The 15,440-nt window shown below is 67.9% G+C and carries 13 protein-coding genes; 7 read left to right on the top strand and 6 right to left on the bottom strand.

Annotated features, from left to right (window positions below):
- Positions 1–99 precede the first annotated feature (99 nt).
- The 4 genes from ASC79_RS03855 (at position 100) to ASC79_RS03840 (ending at position 6,157) form a co-directional block, all read left to right on the top strand.
- Entirely contained in the window at positions 100–648 is a 549-nt protein-coding gene (locus ASC79_RS03855) for a DUF2497 domain-containing protein (RefSeq protein WP_056019931.1), read from the top strand.
- A gap of 164 nt (positions 649–812) precedes the next feature.
- Positions 813–3,476, top strand: a complete 2,664-nt coding sequence (locus ASC79_RS03850) for a valine--tRNA ligase (protein WP_056019928.1) — start codon at positions 813–815, stop codon at positions 3,474–3,476.
- A 178-nt stretch (positions 3,477–3,654) separates the two neighbouring features.
- Complete coding sequence (locus ASC79_RS03845) at positions 3,655–5,409, top strand: class I adenylate-forming enzyme family protein (RefSeq protein ID WP_056019925.1); 1,755 nt, start codon at positions 3,655–3,657, stop codon at positions 5,407–5,409.
- 16 nt (positions 5,410–5,425) lie between these two features.
- A complete protein-coding gene (locus tag ASC79_RS03840; RefSeq protein ID WP_056019922.1) occupies positions 5,426–6,157 on the top strand; it encodes a TlyA family RNA methyltransferase in 732 nt (243 codons plus the stop codon).
- Between the two features lie 6 nt (positions 6,158–6,163).
- Here the strand turns inward: ASC79_RS03840 and ASC79_RS03835 are convergent, their stop codons facing one another.
- The 3 genes from ASC79_RS03835 to ASC79_RS03825 all read right to left on the bottom strand — a co-directional run bounded on the left by ASC79_RS03835 (position 6,164) and on the right by ASC79_RS03825 (position 7,903).
- Positions 6,164–6,463, bottom strand: coding sequence for a hypothetical protein (locus ASC79_RS03835; protein WP_056106213.1), 300 nt, complete (start codon positions 6,461–6,463; stop codon positions 6,164–6,166).
- A gap of 367 nt (positions 6,464–6,830) precedes the next feature.
- Complete coding sequence (locus tag ASC79_RS03830) at positions 6,831–7,406, bottom strand: hypothetical protein (RefSeq protein ID WP_056019918.1); 576 nt, start codon at positions 7,404–7,406, stop codon at positions 6,831–6,833.
- Between the two features lie 44 nt (positions 7,407–7,450).
- Positions 7,451–7,903 carry a glycine zipper 2TM domain-containing protein gene (locus tag ASC79_RS03825; RefSeq protein WP_056019913.1) on the bottom strand — a complete coding sequence of 151 codons (453 nt, stop codon included), beginning with the start codon at positions 7,901–7,903 and terminating at the stop codon, positions 7,451–7,453.
- A 174-nt stretch (positions 7,904–8,077) separates the two neighbouring features.
- Here ASC79_RS03825 and ASC79_RS03820 point away from each other — a divergent pair, with 174 nt between their 5' ends.
- Entirely contained in the window at positions 8,078–9,364 is a 1,287-nt protein-coding gene (locus tag ASC79_RS03820; RefSeq protein ID WP_056019910.1) for a class I SAM-dependent RNA methyltransferase, read from the top strand.
- A 98-nt stretch (positions 9,365–9,462) separates the two neighbouring features.
- Here the strand turns inward: ASC79_RS03820 and ASC79_RS03815 are convergent, their stop codons facing one another.
- Positions 9,463–10,548, bottom strand: a complete 1,086-nt coding sequence (locus ASC79_RS03815) for a PA0069 family radical SAM protein (RefSeq protein ID WP_056019907.1) — start codon at positions 10,546–10,548, stop codon at positions 9,463–9,465.
- Between the two features lie 77 nt (positions 10,549–10,625).
- Here ASC79_RS03815 and ASC79_RS03810 point away from each other — a divergent pair, with 77 nt between their 5' ends.
- A complete protein-coding gene (locus ASC79_RS03810; protein WP_156378349.1) occupies positions 10,626–11,072 on the top strand; it encodes a glycosyltransferase in 447 nt (148 codons plus the stop codon).
- On the opposite strand, the gene ASC79_RS03805 is transcribed toward ASC79_RS03810, so the two are convergent.
- Both ASC79_RS03805 and ASC79_RS03800 read right to left on the bottom strand, forming a co-directional pair.
- Positions 11,069–12,649: a lytic transglycosylase domain-containing protein gene (locus ASC79_RS03805; protein ID WP_056019901.1), complete on the bottom strand. Its 1,581-nt coding sequence runs from the start codon at positions 12,647–12,649 to the stop codon at positions 11,069–11,071. The genes ASC79_RS03810 and ASC79_RS03805 overlap by 4 nt on opposite strands.
- 67 nt (positions 12,650–12,716) lie before the next feature.
- On the bottom strand, positions 12,717–13,535 hold the full coding sequence (locus tag ASC79_RS03800) for a uracil-DNA glycosylase (RefSeq protein ID WP_056019898.1): 819 nt from the start codon (positions 13,533–13,535) through the stop codon (positions 12,717–12,719).
- A gap of 143 nt (positions 13,536–13,678) precedes the next feature.
- Between ASC79_RS03800 and ASC79_RS03795 the strand changes: the two genes are divergently transcribed.
- Positions 13,679–15,367 carry an electron transfer flavoprotein-ubiquinone oxidoreductase gene (locus tag ASC79_RS03795; protein ID WP_056019895.1) on the top strand — a complete coding sequence of 563 codons (1,689 nt, stop codon included), beginning with the start codon at positions 13,679–13,681 and terminating at the stop codon, positions 15,365–15,367.
- The last annotated feature ends 73 nt before the right edge of the window (positions 15,368–15,440 follow it).

Raw genomic sequence — 15,440 nt, 5'->3', positions numbered from 1 at the left:
CGATTAGGCGCTTGCGCCTTCTGGCGGAAATTGCAGGATCACACCGTCACGCCAAGCTTGGCGTGACGGATTCTCTCTCGCACCACCGGCGGCCCCGATATGTCTGAACAGACCTCGCAAGAACCGACGATGGAGGAGATCCTGGCCTCCATTCGGCGGATCATCTCCGAAGATGACGCGCCGGCGGATGCTGCGGCTCCTGCGCCCGAGCCTGAGCCCGAGCCGGTGGAAGCCGCCGCCCCGGTCTTCGAGCCCGAGCCTGAGCCGATCGAGGAAGACGACGACGGCGCGCTGGAACTGACCGAGCGGGTCGAGTCGGTCGGCGATCTGGACGTCTATACGCCGTCGGTGAGCGAAGAGCCCGAGCCGCCGGTCTATGTCGAGCCGCCGCCCCCGCCGCCGATCGCGCCGGCGATTGAAGTTGGCGATGGCCTGGTGGGCGCAGTCGCCGCGAGCGCCGCGGCTTCCGCCTTCGGCCAGCTTTCCGCAGCCATCCAGATGCCGGCTGAGGGCCGCACGCTGGAGGATGTGGTTCGCGAACTGCTCCGTCCGCTGCTGAAGCAGTGGCTGGACGACAATCTTCCGGCCATCGTCCAGCAGACCGTCGACAAGGAAGTCGAGCGGATCGCGCGCGGCCGAGTACGCTAGGCCCCACACGAGCATCGCTCACCCCGGCCTGTCCGGGACCCAAGCTGGGTCTGCACTTTCGATTGCTTGCGTGTCCGCTTGGATCCCCGCTCACGCGGGGATGAGCGGATTCCCATGTCATCGCGCTTCCACGCCGATGATCGAAAATGTATGCAGCGCCCCAAATGCTTGAAAAAAACTTCGACCCCAAGACCGCCGAACAGCGCCTCTACGCCATGTGGGAGGGCTCCGGCGCGTTTGCGCCCAGCGCCGACCCGGCTGCCGAGCCGTTCTCGATCGTCATTCCGCCGCCTAACGTCACCGGCTCGCTGCACATCGGCCACGCGCTGAACAACACCCTGCAGGACGTGCTGACGCGGTTCGAACGGATGCGGGGCAAGGCGGCCCTGTGGCTGCCGGGCACCGACCACGCCGGCATCGCGACCCAGATGGTGGTCGAGCGCCAACTTGCCGCGGCCGGCAACATCGGCCGCCGCGACATGGGCCGCGACGAATTCATCGCCAAGGTCTGGGAATGGAAGGCCGAGAGCGGCGGGACCATCACCAACCAGCTGCGTCGACTGGGCGCGTCCTGCGACTGGAGCCGTGAGCGCTTCACCCTGGACGAGGGGCTGTCGGCGGCGGTCCGCAAGGTCTTCGTGACCCTGCACAAGCAGGGGCTGATCTACCGCGACAAGCGCCTGGTGAACTGGGATCCCCACTTCCAGACCGCGATCTCGGACATCGAGGTCGAGCAGAAGGAAGTCGACGGCGCCTTCTATCACTTCGCCTATCCGCTCGAGGACGGCAGCGGCGAGATCGTCGTGGCCACCACGCGTCCCGAGACGATGCTGGGCGACACCGCCGTCGCGGTGCATCCGACCGACGAGCGCTACAAGGGCCTGATCGGCCGCGCCGTCCGCCTGCCGATCGTGAACCGTCCGGTCCCGATCATCGCCGACGAGTATGCCGACCCTGAAAAGGGTTCGGGCGCGGTGAAGATCACCCCGGCGCACGACTTCAACGACTATCAGGTCGGCAAGCGCAACAACCTGCCGATGATCAACATCTTCACCGAAGATGCGAAGATCAACGAGAACGCTCCGGCCGAATATCGCGGCCTGGACCGCTTCGCGGCCCGCAAGAAGGTGGTCGCCGCCTTCGAGGAACTGGGCCTGCTGCGTGAGATCGAGAAGACCCGCCACGCCGTCCCGCACGGCGACCGTTCCGGCGTGGTCATCGAGCCCTACCTGACGGACCAGTGGTACGTCGACGCCAAGGTCCTGGCGCAGCCCGCGATCAAGGCGGTCGAGGAAGGCCGCACGGTCTTTGAGCCCCGTCACTGGGAGAAGACCTACTTCGAGTGGATGCGGAACATCGAGCCGTGGTGCATCTCGCGCCAGCTCTGGTGGGGACATCGCATCCCGGCCTGGTACGGCCCGGACGGCAAGATCTTCGTCGCCGAGACGGAGGAGGGCGCCAAGGCGCTCGCCCGCGAGCATTACGGCCACGACCAGCCGCTGCGGCAGGACGACGACGTGCTCGACACCTGGTTCTCGTCCGGCCTGTGGCCGTTCTCGACCATGGGCTGGCCCGAGAAGACCAGCGACCTGGAGCGGTTCTATCCGACCAGCACCCTGATCACCGGCTTCGACATCATCTTCTTCTGGGTCGCCCGGATGATGATGATGGGCATCCACTTCATGGGAGAGGTTCCCTTCGACCGCGTCTTCATCAACGCCCTGGTTCGCGACGCCGAGGGCAAGAAGATGAGCAAGTCCAAGGGCAACGTCATGGACCCCCTGGAACTGGTCGACGACTACGGCGCCGACGCCCTGCGCTTCACCTTGACCGCCATGTCGGGCCAGGCGCGCGACATCAAGCTCTCGCGCCAACGCATCGAGGGCTATCGCAACTTCGGCACCAAGCTCTGGAACGCCGCCCGCTTCGCCCAGGTGAACGGCTGCGCCCGCGCCGAGGGCTTCGATCCCGCCCAAGTGAAGGGCGTGCTGAACCGTTGGATCGTCGGCGAGACGGTCCGCACGGCCCACTCGATCACCAAGGCCCTGGAAGGGTGCAGCTTCGACGGGGCCGCCAACGGCCTCTATCGTTTCATCTGGAACACCTTCTGCGACTGGTACGTCGAGCTCTCCAAGCCGCTCCTGAACGGCGCGGACGAGGCGCTGAAGGCCGAGACCCAGGCCACCGCCGCCTGGGCGCTGGACGTGATCCTGAAGCTGCTGCACCCGGTCATGCCGTTCCTCACCGAGGAACTGTGGGCGCAGACGGCCGACCTCGGCGCGCCGCGCGGCGAGGGGATGCTGATCACCGCCCAATGGCCGACGCTGCCCGACACGCTCATCGACCCCGACGCTGACGCCGAGATCGGCCTCATCGTTGCGGCGGTCAGCGAAGGGCGCTCGGTCAAGGCCGAACTCAACGTGCCGCATTCGGCTCGCCCGCCGCTGCTGGTCGTCGAAGCCAGCGAGGGGCAACGCGAGGTTTTCCGCACCAACGCTGCGGTCATCGCCCAGACCCTGCGCGTGGCCGAAGTCACCTTCGTCGATCAGGCCCCCGAAGGCGCGATCCCGTTCGTCGTCAACGGCGCCACCCTGGCGCTGCCGGTGGCCGAGTTCATCGACCTGACCGCCGAACGTGCGCGTCTGGCCAAGGAGATCGCGGGACACGCCTCGGACATCGCCCACGTGATGAAGAAGCTTGGGAATCCGGCCTTCGTCGCCAACGCCAAGGAAGAGGTGGTCGAGGAGAATCGCGAGCGTCTGGCCGAGTCCGAGGCCGCGAAGACCAAGCTCGAGCACGCGCTCAGCCTGCTAGAGGCCGTGGTCTAGCCACCAGCGTTACGCCGCCCCGCCGATGAATGGTCGGCGGGGACGGCCCGCGTCCAGCTTTGATGCGATAACCTGCCGCCGCGTCAAACGCACGTTTGCCTCGCGCGCTAGGTTATGCTTGTTCACCTATGACGACGCGGGCGCGTTCAAGGCCCGCGCGAGCATTAGGAGAACGTCCATGTCCGAGGCTGCGTTGCCCGCTGGTTGGCCCGCCATGTCCATCGCCCAAGCCCATGCGCTGATCACAGCGCCAGGCTCTCCGGCCGAAATGGAGACGGTGGATATCCGCGGCATTCCCACCCGGACCTGGAAGAACCTGCCGCCTTCGCTGCGCTCGATCGTCGAACTGGGCCGGACCCACGGCGAGAAGGTGTTCCTCGTCTATGAGGACGAGCGCGTCACCTACGAGGCCTTCTACCGCGCCGTTTCGGCGCTGGCCCGCCAGCTGCAGGCCGATGGCGTGCAGAAGGGCGACCGCGTAGCCGTCATCATGCGCAACCTGCCCGAATGGGTCGTGGCGTTCTATGCCGGCGCCTCGCTGGGCGCGATCGTCACGCCGCTGAACGCCTGGTGGACCGGACCGGAGCTGGAGTACGGCCTGACCGATTCCGGCAGCAAGGTCGTGCTGATGGACGCCGAGCGCTATGAGCGCCTGACCGAGCACCTGCCCAACTGCCCCGACCTGGTCCGCGTCTATGTCAGCCGCTCGCGCGAAGAGATCGCTCACCCGCAGGTGACGACGCTGGAAAGCGTGCTGGGCGGCGCCAACGAATGGGCCAACCTGCCCGACCAGCCGCTGCCGCCGGTCGATATCCATCCTGACGACGACGCCACCATCTTCTACACCTCGGGGACGACCGGTAAGCCGAAGGGCGCCCTGGCCACCCAGCGCGGCGTGAACTCCAACATCATGGCCGGCGCGGTCGCCGGCGCACGCGCCTTCCTGCGCCGCGGCGAGGCGCCGCCCGAGGCCGATCCCAACGCGCCGCAGCGCTCCTCGCTGATTTCGATCCCGTTCTTCCACGTCACCGGCTGCATGGCCGTGCTGAACCCGTCGCTGGCCGGCGGCGCCAAGCTGGTGATGATGCACAAGTGGGATGTGATCCGCGCCTTCGAGCTGATCCAGCGCGAGAAGATCCAGTCCGCCGGCGGCGTGCCGACCATCGCCTGGCAACTGATCGAGCATCCGGCTCGCGCCAACTACGATCTGTCCTCGCTGGAGTCGGTGTCGTACGGCGGCGCACCCTCGGCGCCTGAACTGGTCCGCAAGATCAAGGAAACCTTCCCGAAGTCGGCGCCCGGCAACGGCTGGGGCATGACCGAGACCTGCGCGACCGTCACCACCCACGGCGCCGAGGACTACGCCAACCGGCCCGACAGCTGCGGCCCGGCGGTTCCGGTCAGCGATCTGGAGATCCGCGATCCGGCCGACGGCGTCACGGTGCTTGGCCCCAACGTGGTGGGCGAGCTCTGGGCCCGCGGTCCCCAGGTCGTGAAGAACTACTGGAACAAGCCCGAGGCGACGGCCCAGACCTTCGTCGACGGCTGGGTGCGCACGGGCGACCTGGCCCGCGTGGATGAAGAGGGCTTCTGCTTCATCATCGACCGCGCCAAGGACATGCTGATCCGCGGCGGCGAGAACATCTACTGCATCGAGGTCGAGAACGTTCTCTACGACCATCCGGCGGTGATGGACGCGGCCATTGTCGGCATTCCGCACCGGACCCTGGGCGAAGAGCCGGCCGCCGTCGTCACCCTCAAGCCGGGCGCTTCGGCCACGGAAGAGGAGCTCCGCGCTCACGTCGCCGAACACCTGGCCGCCTTCAAGGTGCCGGTGAAGGTCCGCTTCTGGCACGAGACCTTGCCTCGCAACCCGAACGGCAAGATTCTCAAGAACGAGCTGAAGAAGCTGTTCGTCGAGGAGCAGGCCTAACCCGCCTGGATCAGGCTTGGGCAAGAAGCGTGCGGATGTCGTCCTGGTCGAACGAGGCCTGTTCGACAGCCGCGCCAAGGCCCGGGCCGCCATCGAAGCCGGCGGCGTCAGCGTCGCCGGCTGTGCGGTCTCCAAGCCCTCGGACCTGATCGACGAGGATGCGCCGATCCAGGCCGCCGCCGCCCATCCCTATGTCGGGCGCGGCGCCCTGAAGCTGGTTCATGCCCTGGAGCTTTGGCCCATCCTGGTGGAGGGCCGCACCGTGCTTGACGTGGGCGCCTCGACGGGTGGTTTCACCGAGGTCTGCCTTCAGCACGGCGCGGCGCGGGTCTACGCCGTGGACGTCGGCCGAGGACAACTGCATCCCAAGCTGGCCGGCGATTCACGCGTGGTGGGCCTGGAGGGCGTCGACGCCCGTACGCTGACGCCGCACCTGATCCCGGTCGCGCCCGACCTCATCGTCACCGATGTCAGCTTCATCGGCCTGGCCAAGGCGCTGCCTGCGGCCCTAGCGCTCGCCGCGGGCGGAGCGGATCTCGTAGCTCTGGTGAAGCCGCAGTTCGAAGTCGGCCCCGGCCACGTCGGCAAGGGCGGTCTGGTCAAGGATGACGGTGCACGCCGCCGGGCGCTGGACGACGTCTCGGCGTTCTTGACCGGGACGGGTTGGGCGGTGCTCCAGGTCGCCGACAGTCCGATCGCTGGCGGCGACGGCAATCACGAGTACCTGCTGTGGGCGCGCCGCCCATAGACCGCGTCAGAGCGTTCGCCAGAACGCCTGTTCCACGCTGACGCTGTCGAACAGATGCTTCTCCTGCGCCGAGCGGAGCGCGGCATGGTAGTTCGCGTCGCCCTGCACCTGCCCCATCATCTTTTCGACGGCCGCCATGTCGTCGAGCCGGGAAACCCAGATGATGTCGTTGTGGCCGCCCACCCGGACGGCGACCTCGATAGTGACGCCGGTCGTCTTCGTGACGATCTGGGCGACCTCTGCGGCCCAGGCCACCGCATCGGGGAGTGTTCCCGCAACCCGCGCGCGGGTGGAAAAGATGATCATCGGTTCCTCCATTTCACGACGCCGCCGCAATAGACCGGGCGACGCTCGGCCAGGGGCGGCGTTTCAATAGGTTTCAAGATGAACTGGATGCGAAGCCGGACATCGAACACGTCCGCAACTGGCCGCAATCGATGCGCCTAACGAACCGATGATGCAAGAAGATGACGGCGCAGAGATCGGCGCGCCCGGTGCTGTCGGTTACTGGACTGCTTACCTGCGGGCGCGGCGTGCAGACTTTCGGTCGTACGCTGCTATTGATCCGATAGTTTCGCTGATTTCAGATCGCAGGAATAAAAGAAGCCGCCCGCGCGGAACGCGGGCGGCTTCAGTCCGTCAGATACGCAGACGGACTCCCCCTTGGGAGGGTTTAGTCGACGACCTGGAAGTTGCCGTTCGCGTCGGGGCAGACGCGGACGAAGCGCTTCTGGGTGCGGCCGTCGGGTAGATAGATCGGGCTCTCGGCCAGGGTGCAGCCGTCGGTGGCGGCCGGGCGCTCGACCACCCGATAGGGCTCTGCGCGGTCGTAGTAGCGCCGGTCGTCGTAGGAGCGGGCGTAGTAGCCGTTGTCCTGACGCTCGCCGTAATAGCCGTTGTAGGTAGTCTGCGGCGCGCGATAGGCCGTGCCGCCGCAGGCCGCCGAGTTCTTGCCCACCGCCGCGCCGCCGAGGGCGCCGAGCGCGCCGCCGAGCAGCGCGCCTTCGGTGCGGGCGTTGCGGGCCGCCGCATTCGAGCCGATCGCCGCGCCTAGCGCGCCGCCGACCAGGGCGCCGACCGTACCGCGGTTGGTCGAGTCGCGACGGCAGGGGTCGTAGTAGCTGCTACCGCCGTAATAGGGGGCCGACTGGGCGGCCGCGAAGGTGGGAATGGCGGCGGCCGAGCCGAGCGCCATGACGCCGGCCACGCCCGCGAGTGCGCTCTTGGCGAAGGTCGAACGGAAGTTCATTGCGAATTACCCCTGAGGACTGATGCGATAGGCTTGTTGTGGGTTTAGCTGCGGCCGCTCGGACGCCAGACGCCGTCACGCCCGCGGCAGACTTCGTAGCTGTGGTTGCGGCCGCCGTAGTTGTCCTGGACCCAGCGGCAGTTGCTGGGTTGGGCGTTGCTGCTGCGCTGATAGTTGTTGCTGGACCGGTAGGCGGTCGGGCGCGGGGCAGGGCGATAGCTGCTGCACTTGCTGTTGCGCTTGCCGATCTCGTGGCCGGCCACGGCGCCCACGGCGCCGCCCAGCAGCGCGCCTTCGGTCTTGGCGCCCTTGGCCGCGACTCCGCCGCCGGCCAGCGCGCCGACCAGGCCGCCGACGATGGTGCCCTTGTTGGCGCTCTGGCGCTGCTGGTCGCGGCAGGGGTCATAGGACTGGGCCGACGCGATGCTCGGGAACGTCACGGCGGGCAGGGTCACGGCCATCATCCCGGCGGCGGCGAGAGCAAGAGCGCGTTTCATCGGCTTTCTCCATCATTCGAACTCGGAGGCGGCGCCGAAGCCCCGCCTGCGCTATGGAACTTGGCTGAACGAGTCTGAACGGCCCTTGAGCGGCCTGTTCATGTACGTTCATCTTCGTTGACGCCTTATCCCGCCTGGGATTGCGGGGTCGGCGCCACAAGGCGAGTTTTGATCATGCGACGTCCCCGGCCTCACAGGGCCCGACCCAACGAAGCCCCGTCCGGCCCGCCGGTAGAGGTTCTGATCGAGGCTGTAGGCGGCGAAGGCGACGGCATTGCGGCAGGGCCGCTCTATGCGCCTTTCACGCTTCCGGGCGAGCGCGTTCGTCTCGCCGCGGGGCCCCAGCGGCGCGAGCTCGAAGCGGTGCTGGAGGCCAGCCTGCAGCGGGTCGACCCGCCGTGCCCCCACTTCGGCGTCTGCGGCGGCTGCGCGCTGCAGCACTGGGAGCACGAGGCCTATCTGGCCTGGAAGGTCGAGCGGCTGATCGGCACCCTGGCGCGAGAGCGCATCGAGACCGAGGTCTTGGCGCCTTTCGCCGCCAAGCCGCACACCCGCCGACGCCTGGCGCTCCATGCGCGCCAGGGCAAGAAGGACGCCGCACGGCTCGGCTTCAAGACCCGCAAGTCTTGGGACGTGGTCGACATCAGCGCCTGTCCGATCGCCGATCCGGCGCTTGAGGCCGCGCTCCCGGCGTTGCGGCGCTTGGCCGCGCCGCTGTTCGAGCATCCGAAGTCCGCGCCGACCCTGCACGTGACGCTCACCTCAACGGGCCTGGACATCGACATCAGCGGCGTCGAGCGCAAAAGCGGCGGGCTCTCGGCCGACGCGCGCATGCGCATGGCCGAAATCGCGGCGGAGGCCGACTTCGCCCGCGTCACCATGGACGGCGAGGTCGCCTACATGGCCCGCCAACCCACCGTCCGCATCGGGGCGGCGACCGTCGCCCTGCCGGCCGGCGCCTTCCTGCAGGCGGTCCCGGAGGCCGAGGCAGCGATGGCCGCCATGGTCGCGGACTCCGCTGTGGGCGCCGAGCGGATCGCCGATCTCTTCTGTGGCGTCGGGACCTTCACTTTCCGTCTCGCGGCGATTGCGCCGGTCCTGGCCGCCGACGGCGCGGCCCCGGCCATCCGCGCGCTGAGCGGGGCGGTCTCCACGGCGCCGGGCCTGCACGGGATCACCGCCGAGGCCCGCGATCTGACCCGTCGCCCGCTGTTGGCCGAAGAGATGAAGCGCATCGACACTGTCGTCTTCGACCCGCCGCGGGCCGGAGCGGCCGAGCAGTCGGCCGAGATCGCCCGCTCGGGCGTGGCCCGCGCCATCGGCGTCTCCTGCAATCCGGCGACCTTCGTCCGCGACGCCCGAACCCTCATCGACGCGGGTTTCACCCTCGATCGGGTGCTGCCGGTCGATCAGTTCCTGTGGTCGCCGCACGTCGAGCTGGTCGGCGTGTTCAGCCGCTGACCGGGACGGGGGCGCCCGTCTGGCGCTCTGTAAACACGGCGATGCTCAGGGCTCGACTCTGGGCCTCGGTCAGGCGGCGGGCATGCGGCTGGGGCGGATCAGTCCCCAAAAAGGTCGCCCTGGTCGCCGGCCTTGGCTGGAACCCTGAACTGCGACAGGTCGAGGGCCGGCAGCTTCGCATCCAACCCGAACCGTTTCTTGGCCGCTCTGAAGCGCTGCGAGAGCAGCTCGGCGATCGGACCTTCGCCCCGCATCCGTTTGCCCCATTCGGCGTCGTAGTCCTGGCCGCCGCGCATCTGCCGGACCAGCGACATCACCCGGCGGGCGCGGTCGGGATGGTCGGTCTCCAGCCATTCGCGGAACAGGTCCTTGATTCCCCGCGGCAGCCGTAGAGCGACATATCCGGCCCCCTTGGCGCCGGCCTCCGCCGCGCGTTCCAGCACCGCTTCCATCTCGTGGTCGTTGAGGCTCGGGATGGCTGGTGCGAACATCACCACCACCGGCACGCCGGCGTCGGACAGGGCCTTGATCGCGCCGATCCGCCGCTCGGGCGTAGCCGCTCGCGGCTCCATGCTGCGGGCCAGCTTGCGGTCCAGCGTCGTCACCGAGATCGCCACGCGGCACAGGTTGCGCCGGCCCATGGCGGCCAGGATGTCCATGTCGCGCAGGATCAGCGCCGACTTGGTGATGATCGAGCAGGGGTGCCCGAACCGCTCCATCACCTCCAGCACCCCGCGGGTCACGTGCGCGGTCCGCTCGACCGGCTGGTAGGGATCGGTGTTGCCGCCGATGTGGATGAACTCGGGCCTGTAGCGCGGCGACGACAGCTCCTTCTCCAGCAGCAGCGCCGCGTCCGGCTTGAAGAACAGCTGGCTCTCGAAATCGAGCCCAGGCGAGAGGCCCATATAGGCGTGGGCGGGCCGCGCGTAGCAGTAGATGCAGCCATGCTCGCAACCGCGATAGGGATTGATCGAGCGCGAAAAGCCGACGTCCGGGCTGTCGTTCTTGCTGATGATCTTCTGCGCCTTCTCAGGGCTCAGCGTGGTCTTCAGTTGGACGGGCTCGGAGTCCTCGACTGTCCAGCCGTCATCGAACGCCTCACGCGCCTGCGACTCGAAACGCCCGCTGGCGTTCGACCGCGCGCCGCGGCCCCGGACCGTGATCTGCTGGGTGAAGGTGCTCACATTCCGAGCATAGATCCCGACGCGAACAAAACAAGAACAATGTTGACGCGGGCGACAAAGCGCCACCTTTGGTGACCATGATCTCGGTCCTCATTCCCACCGCCAACTCCGAGCGCGAGCTCGCCTCGCTGCTGACCGTGCTGGTTTCAGCCGCCGTCGACGGATTGGTGCGTGAAGTGATCGTCGTAGACGGCGGCTCGACGGACGCCACCTTGGCGGTTTGCGAGGACGCGGGGGCGGACGTCACCGCCGACTTGGCCGGCGCCCTGCGGCGGGCCAAGGGCGACTATCTGCTGGCGCTGCCGGTGGATCTGCGTCTGCGGCCAGGTTGGGACGAGAGCGTCCGCCGTCATCTCGAAGCCGGCGGCGGTCCGGCGCTGCTGGTCGAGCGCCCGCCGGGTCTGATCGAGCGTCTCACCGGTCCGAAGGTCGCTGGAGCGCTGCTGCCGGCCCAGCGGGCGGAAGGCGCGCGGGACATCGCCGATCTGCGCCGCCGAGTCGGCCGCGCCACGGTCCTCAGCTAGCGGTCGAGGCGGGCGTCGATCGAGGCGGCGCCCTGGGCCAGGGCGTCCAGGGTCTTGGTGTCTAGGCCGAACTTCTTGCGATAGGTCCAGTAGCCCGCCATGACCTTCTCGACGTAGTTGCGGGTTTCCTGGCTCGGCAGCGACTCGATCAGCATCAGGCTGTCGCTGTCCTCGCCCACCATCTTCGCGGTCTTGAGCAGCGTGCCGGGCCCGCCGTTATAGGCCGCGACCGTGCGCAGGATGTCGTAGCCGACCCCACGCTCCATCAGCCAGGTCACATAGTCCTGCCCGACCCGCAGGTTGAAGGCCGGATCGAACATGGGGCTCATGTCGGCCTTCAGCTTGTCGTCGCCCGCGGCGCGGGCGGCGGCCTCGGGCATCACCTGCATCAGGCCGACGGCGCCGGCCGGCGACACCGCCATCGGGTTGAAGCGGCTCTCCTGGCGAACGATCGCGTAGACCAGCGCCTTGTCGATGGTGAAGCCCGACTTCGGCTCCAGCACCGGCGTGGGATAGTCCGGCTCGATGAACGAGCGGCCGCGGGGCAGGGCCGCGGTCACATCGGCGTCCGTGGTCAACGGCGCGTTCAGCGCCAGCACCAGCGACATCCACTGCGAGCGCTCGGCGGCGGTCTTGGCGAGCGCCAGGCCGGCGCGCAGCTCCAGGCCGGCCTCGACCGGCATGCCGATCTGGGCCAGGGCGGTCGCGCGATGTGCGCGGGTGTCCTCGCGGATGAACGGGGTCAGGTGGGCGCTGGGAGCCGACGCGAACGTGGCCGGGACGATTTCCCGCACCGGCGCTTCCGACACGCGGTCCAGCGCCTCGAGGCGGACTCGGCGCTCGGCGATCATGCCGTAGAAGGTGGTCGGATGGCGCGCCGCCAGCTTCAGGAAGCCCTGGGCGCGCGTGATGTCGCCGGTCTGTTCCAGCGAGCGCGCGGCCCAGTAGGCGCCGCCCGAGCGCAGCCAAGGATCTTCGTCCTCGTCGCGAGCGACCTGGCTGAAGAAGCTGTGGGCGACGGCGTAGTTCTTGAGGCGATAGGCGGCCAGGCCCGCGATCCACCGTTCGCCGACCGCCGGGGCCAGGTCCATCGCGGTCTGGATGTCGCCCGAATAGAAGGCTTCGCGCGCCTTGCGCGTCCGATCGGCCGGCGCCTTGCCGGAGATGCCCTGGGCCGTCACCTCGACCCGCCGCCAGTCGGCGCCGGCCAGCAACGGAGTCTTCAGCGGCCTCGCGACGACCGGCTTGCGTTTGGCGGCCAGGGTGTAGATGCGCTCGGCGCCGGGCAGATCGCTGTATTGCTCCAGCCACTTGGCGAGGTCGTCGTACGAGGCCACATGGCCGCCGGAATGCATCAATTGGCGGAAGGCGAGGTGCCCGGCGAGGGAACGATCCTTGATCTCCGACGTCTGCATCTCAGCGTCGATGAAATCCCCGCGGTCGACAGCGTCGAAGGCGGCGGCATAGCGCTTCGCGTCCCACGGGCTCAGGGCCTGTGGCGCAGCGTTCGTCGTTCCGGCGATGGCGGCGCAGATCATGGTCAAGACCGCGATCCGCATGCCCTTGCGTACCCGCATGCGATCCTCACGTCGCCGCCTCTGCGCGCGGTTGGACGTGACCCTCAGTTCTCGTGACGCTTAAGTCTTAAGCTCCACGGTCCGGGCGATCAAGCCGTTCGGTCAGGGTCAGAAGGTCGCTCCAGGCTTTCTTCTTGGCGGCGGGTTGCCGCAGCAGGAAGGCCGGGTGGAGGGTCGGCATGGCCGGAAGTTCCAGGTTCCCGGCTTCCGAACGCCACTCGAACCACCGTCCCCGCAGGGAAAGGATGCCCTCGTCGCGCTTGAGCATGGCCTTGGCCGCGGGCGCCCCGACCAGCAGCAGCATCTTGGGCGAGACGAGCTCGATCGCCCGTTCCAGGAACGGTTGGCAGACCGCCTGTTCCTGCGCGGACGCCGCGCGATTCCCCGGCGGCCGCCAGAATACTGTGTTGGTGATGAGGACGCGGCCGCTCAGCCCGGCCCCGGCCAGCATCTTGTCCAGCAGTTGGCCGGCGCGGCCGACGAAGGGCTCGCCGCGGGCGTCCTCGTCGGCGCCGGGGCCTTCGCCGATCACCATCAGCGGCGCGTCGGCCGCTCCGCGCGCGAAGACCGCCTGCTTGGCGCCTTCAAATTTCAGAGAGCAGCCGTCGAACGCCGCGATCGCGGCCTTCAGCGTCTCCAGGTCCTGCGCCTCCGCGGCCAGACGCCGCGCCTCGGCGACGGCGGAGGCCACGTCCGGGCCGGCGCCCGGCCGCGCTTGCGGCGGCGGCGCGACAAGAGGCTTCTTCTCGGGCGGCTTGGGGGGCACGAACTTGCCCGCCTCGATGCGATCGATGGGCGTATCGTGCAGCATCGCGTCCACGCCGGCCTCAGCCCAGAAGGCGAGGAGGCTTTCGGCGACGCGGTCGAAGGGAACAGCTGGGCTCATGGGTCTCTTTAAAGAGCGTCTATAGCCGAGTTCGCGCTTGACCGCCCTTGTACAAGCTTCGGATAAGTCGCCCGACGGATCAACGCCGCGTGAAACAAGGGGGAGGGGAACCCCGGCGCGGCCTTTTGGGAGTTACGGGGATCATGAGCGACACCATCGCCACTGAGACGATTGAACGCGAAGCGATGGAATACGACGTCGTGATCGTCGGCGCCGGGCCTTCGGGACTGTCGGCGGCCATCCGCCTGAAGCAGCTCGCCGAAGCCGCCGGGACCGAGGTTTCGGTCGCGGTTCTGGAAAAGGGCTCGGAAGTCGGCGCCCATATCCTCTCGGGCGCGGTGATCGATCCCAAGGGCATCAACGAGCTGCTGCCCAACTGGAAGGAACTCGGCATCCCGCTGGAGACCAAGGTCACCCGCGACAAGTTCGTGATCCTCGGCCCAAACGGCGACCTGGACGTCTCCTGGCTGCCCTTCCCGAAGTGGATGCTGAACCACGGCAACTACATCGCCTCGCTCGGCAACGTCTGCCGCGCGCTGGCCACCCACGCCGAGGCGCTCGGCGTCGAGATCTACCCGGGCATGGCCGCCTCGGAAGTCGTCTACAACGAGGACGGCTCGGTGAAGGGCGTCGTCGCCGGGGTGTTCGGCATCGACAAGGATGGCAATCCGGGCCCCGACTATCAGCCGGGCATCGAACTGCACGCCAAGTACACCTTCATCGGTGAGGGCGTTCGCGGCTCGCTGGCCAAGCAGCTGCAGGCGCGCTTCGGCCTGACGAACGGTCGCGACGCCCAGAAGTTCGGCATCGGCATCAAGGAACTCTGGCAGGTGCCGGACGAGAACTTCGAGCCGGGCCTCACCCAGCACACCTTCGGCTGGCCGCTCGACAACGCCACCGGCGGCGGCTCGTTCATGTACCACTTTGGGGACAACTACGTGGCCATCGGCTTCGTGGTGCACCTCAACTACAAGAACCCCTGGATCTCGCCCTTCGACGAGTTCCAGCGCTTCAAGACCCACCCGGCCATTCGCGGCTACCTCGAAGGCGGCAAGCGCGTCTCCTACGGCGCCCGTGCGATCACCGAGGGCGGCTCGCAGTCGCTGCCGCAGCTCTACTTCCCGGGCGGCGTGCTGCTCGGCTGTTCGGCCGGCATGGTCAACGTTCCGCGCATCAAGGGCAGCCACAACGCGGTCAAGAGCGGCATGATGGCCGCCGAGGCCGCCTTCGAGGCGATCCAGGGCGGTCGCTCCAGCGACGAGCTCTCCGGCTATGAGGACGCCTACAAGAAGTCCTGGGTCCACAAGGAACTGTGGGCCGTCCGTAACTTCAAGCCGCTGTGGTCGAAGTTCGGCACCATCCCGGGCATCGGGCTCGGGGCGCTGGACGCCATGATCGCCAACATCTTCGGCGGCTGGTCGCCGTGGGGCACCGTCAAGCACGGCAAGTCGGACGCGGAGTCCACAGGCCTGGCCAAGGACCATAAGCCGATCGTCTATCCGAAGCCGGACAACGTCTTCAGCTTCGACAAGCTGTCGTCGGTGTTCCTGTCCTCGACCAATCACGACGAGAACCAGCCGGCCCACCTGAAGCTCAAGGATCCGAGCATCCCGGTGAACGTGAACCTGCCGCGCTTCGGCGAACCGGCGCGTCTGTTCTGCCCGGCCGGCGTCTACGAGGTGCTCTACGACGAGGCGGGCAACAACCCGAAGTTCCAGATCAACTTCCAGAACTGCGTCCACTGCAAGACTTGCGACATCAAGGATCCGTCGCAAAACATCAACTGGACGACGCCCCAGGGCGGCGACGGCCCGAACTACCCGAACATGTAGGGCCACGGGCTCGGATCGGACTGGAAGGGGGCCTCGCGGCCCCCTTCTTTCGTTCTGAGCAGGCCTTGCTCCC

It is taken from the genome of Phenylobacterium sp. Root1290 (assembly GCF_001425305.1).
Classification (GTDB): Bacteria; Pseudomonadota; Alphaproteobacteria; order Caulobacterales; family Caulobacteraceae; genus Phenylobacterium.
The sequence above is the reverse complement of the archived record's forward strand: the minus strand, read 5'-3'. Positions and strand labels throughout refer to the sequence as shown.

What these genes read in the sequence shown, in the direction of transcription:
- ASC79_RS03855 (WP_056019931.1), top strand. Translation starts at nt 100, where the DNA reads ATGTCTGAACAGACCTCGCAAGAACCGACGATGGAGGAGATCCTGGCC.
- ASC79_RS03850 (WP_056019928.1), top strand. Translation starts at nt 813, where the DNA reads ATGCTTGAAAAAAACTTCGACCCCAAGACCGCCGAACAGCGCCTCTAC.
- ASC79_RS03845 (WP_056019925.1), top strand. Translation starts at nt 3,655, where the DNA reads ATGTCCGAGGCTGCGTTGCCCGCTGGTTGGCCCGCCATGTCCATCGCC.
- ASC79_RS03835 (WP_056106213.1), bottom strand. Translation starts at nt 6,463, where the DNA reads ATGATCATCTTTTCCACCCGCGCGCGGGTTGCGGGAACACTCCCCGAT.
- ASC79_RS03830 (WP_056019918.1), bottom strand. Translation starts at nt 7,406, where the DNA reads ATGAACTTCCGTTCGACCTTCGCCAAGAGCGCACTCGCGGGCGTGGCC.
- ASC79_RS03825 (WP_056019913.1), bottom strand. Translation starts at nt 7,903, where the DNA reads ATGAAACGCGCTCTTGCTCTCGCCGCCGCCGGGATGATGGCCGTGACC.
- ASC79_RS03820 (WP_056019910.1), top strand. Translation starts at nt 8,078, where the DNA reads ATGCGACGTCCCCGGCCTCACAGGGCCCGACCCAACGAAGCCCCGTCC.
- ASC79_RS03810 (WP_156378349.1), top strand. Translation starts at nt 10,626, where the DNA reads ATGATCTCGGTCCTCATTCCCACCGCCAACTCCGAGCGCGAGCTCGCC.
- ASC79_RS03805 (WP_056019901.1), bottom strand. Translation starts at nt 12,649, where the DNA reads ATGCGGGTACGCAAGGGCATGCGGATCGCGGTCTTGACCATGATCTGC.
- ASC79_RS03800 (WP_056019898.1), bottom strand. Translation starts at nt 13,535, where the DNA reads ATGAGCCCAGCTGTTCCCTTCGACCGCGTCGCCGAAAGCCTCCTCGCC.
- ASC79_RS03795 (WP_056019895.1), top strand. Translation starts at nt 13,679, where the DNA reads ATGAGCGACACCATCGCCACTGAGACGATTGAACGCGAAGCGATGGAA.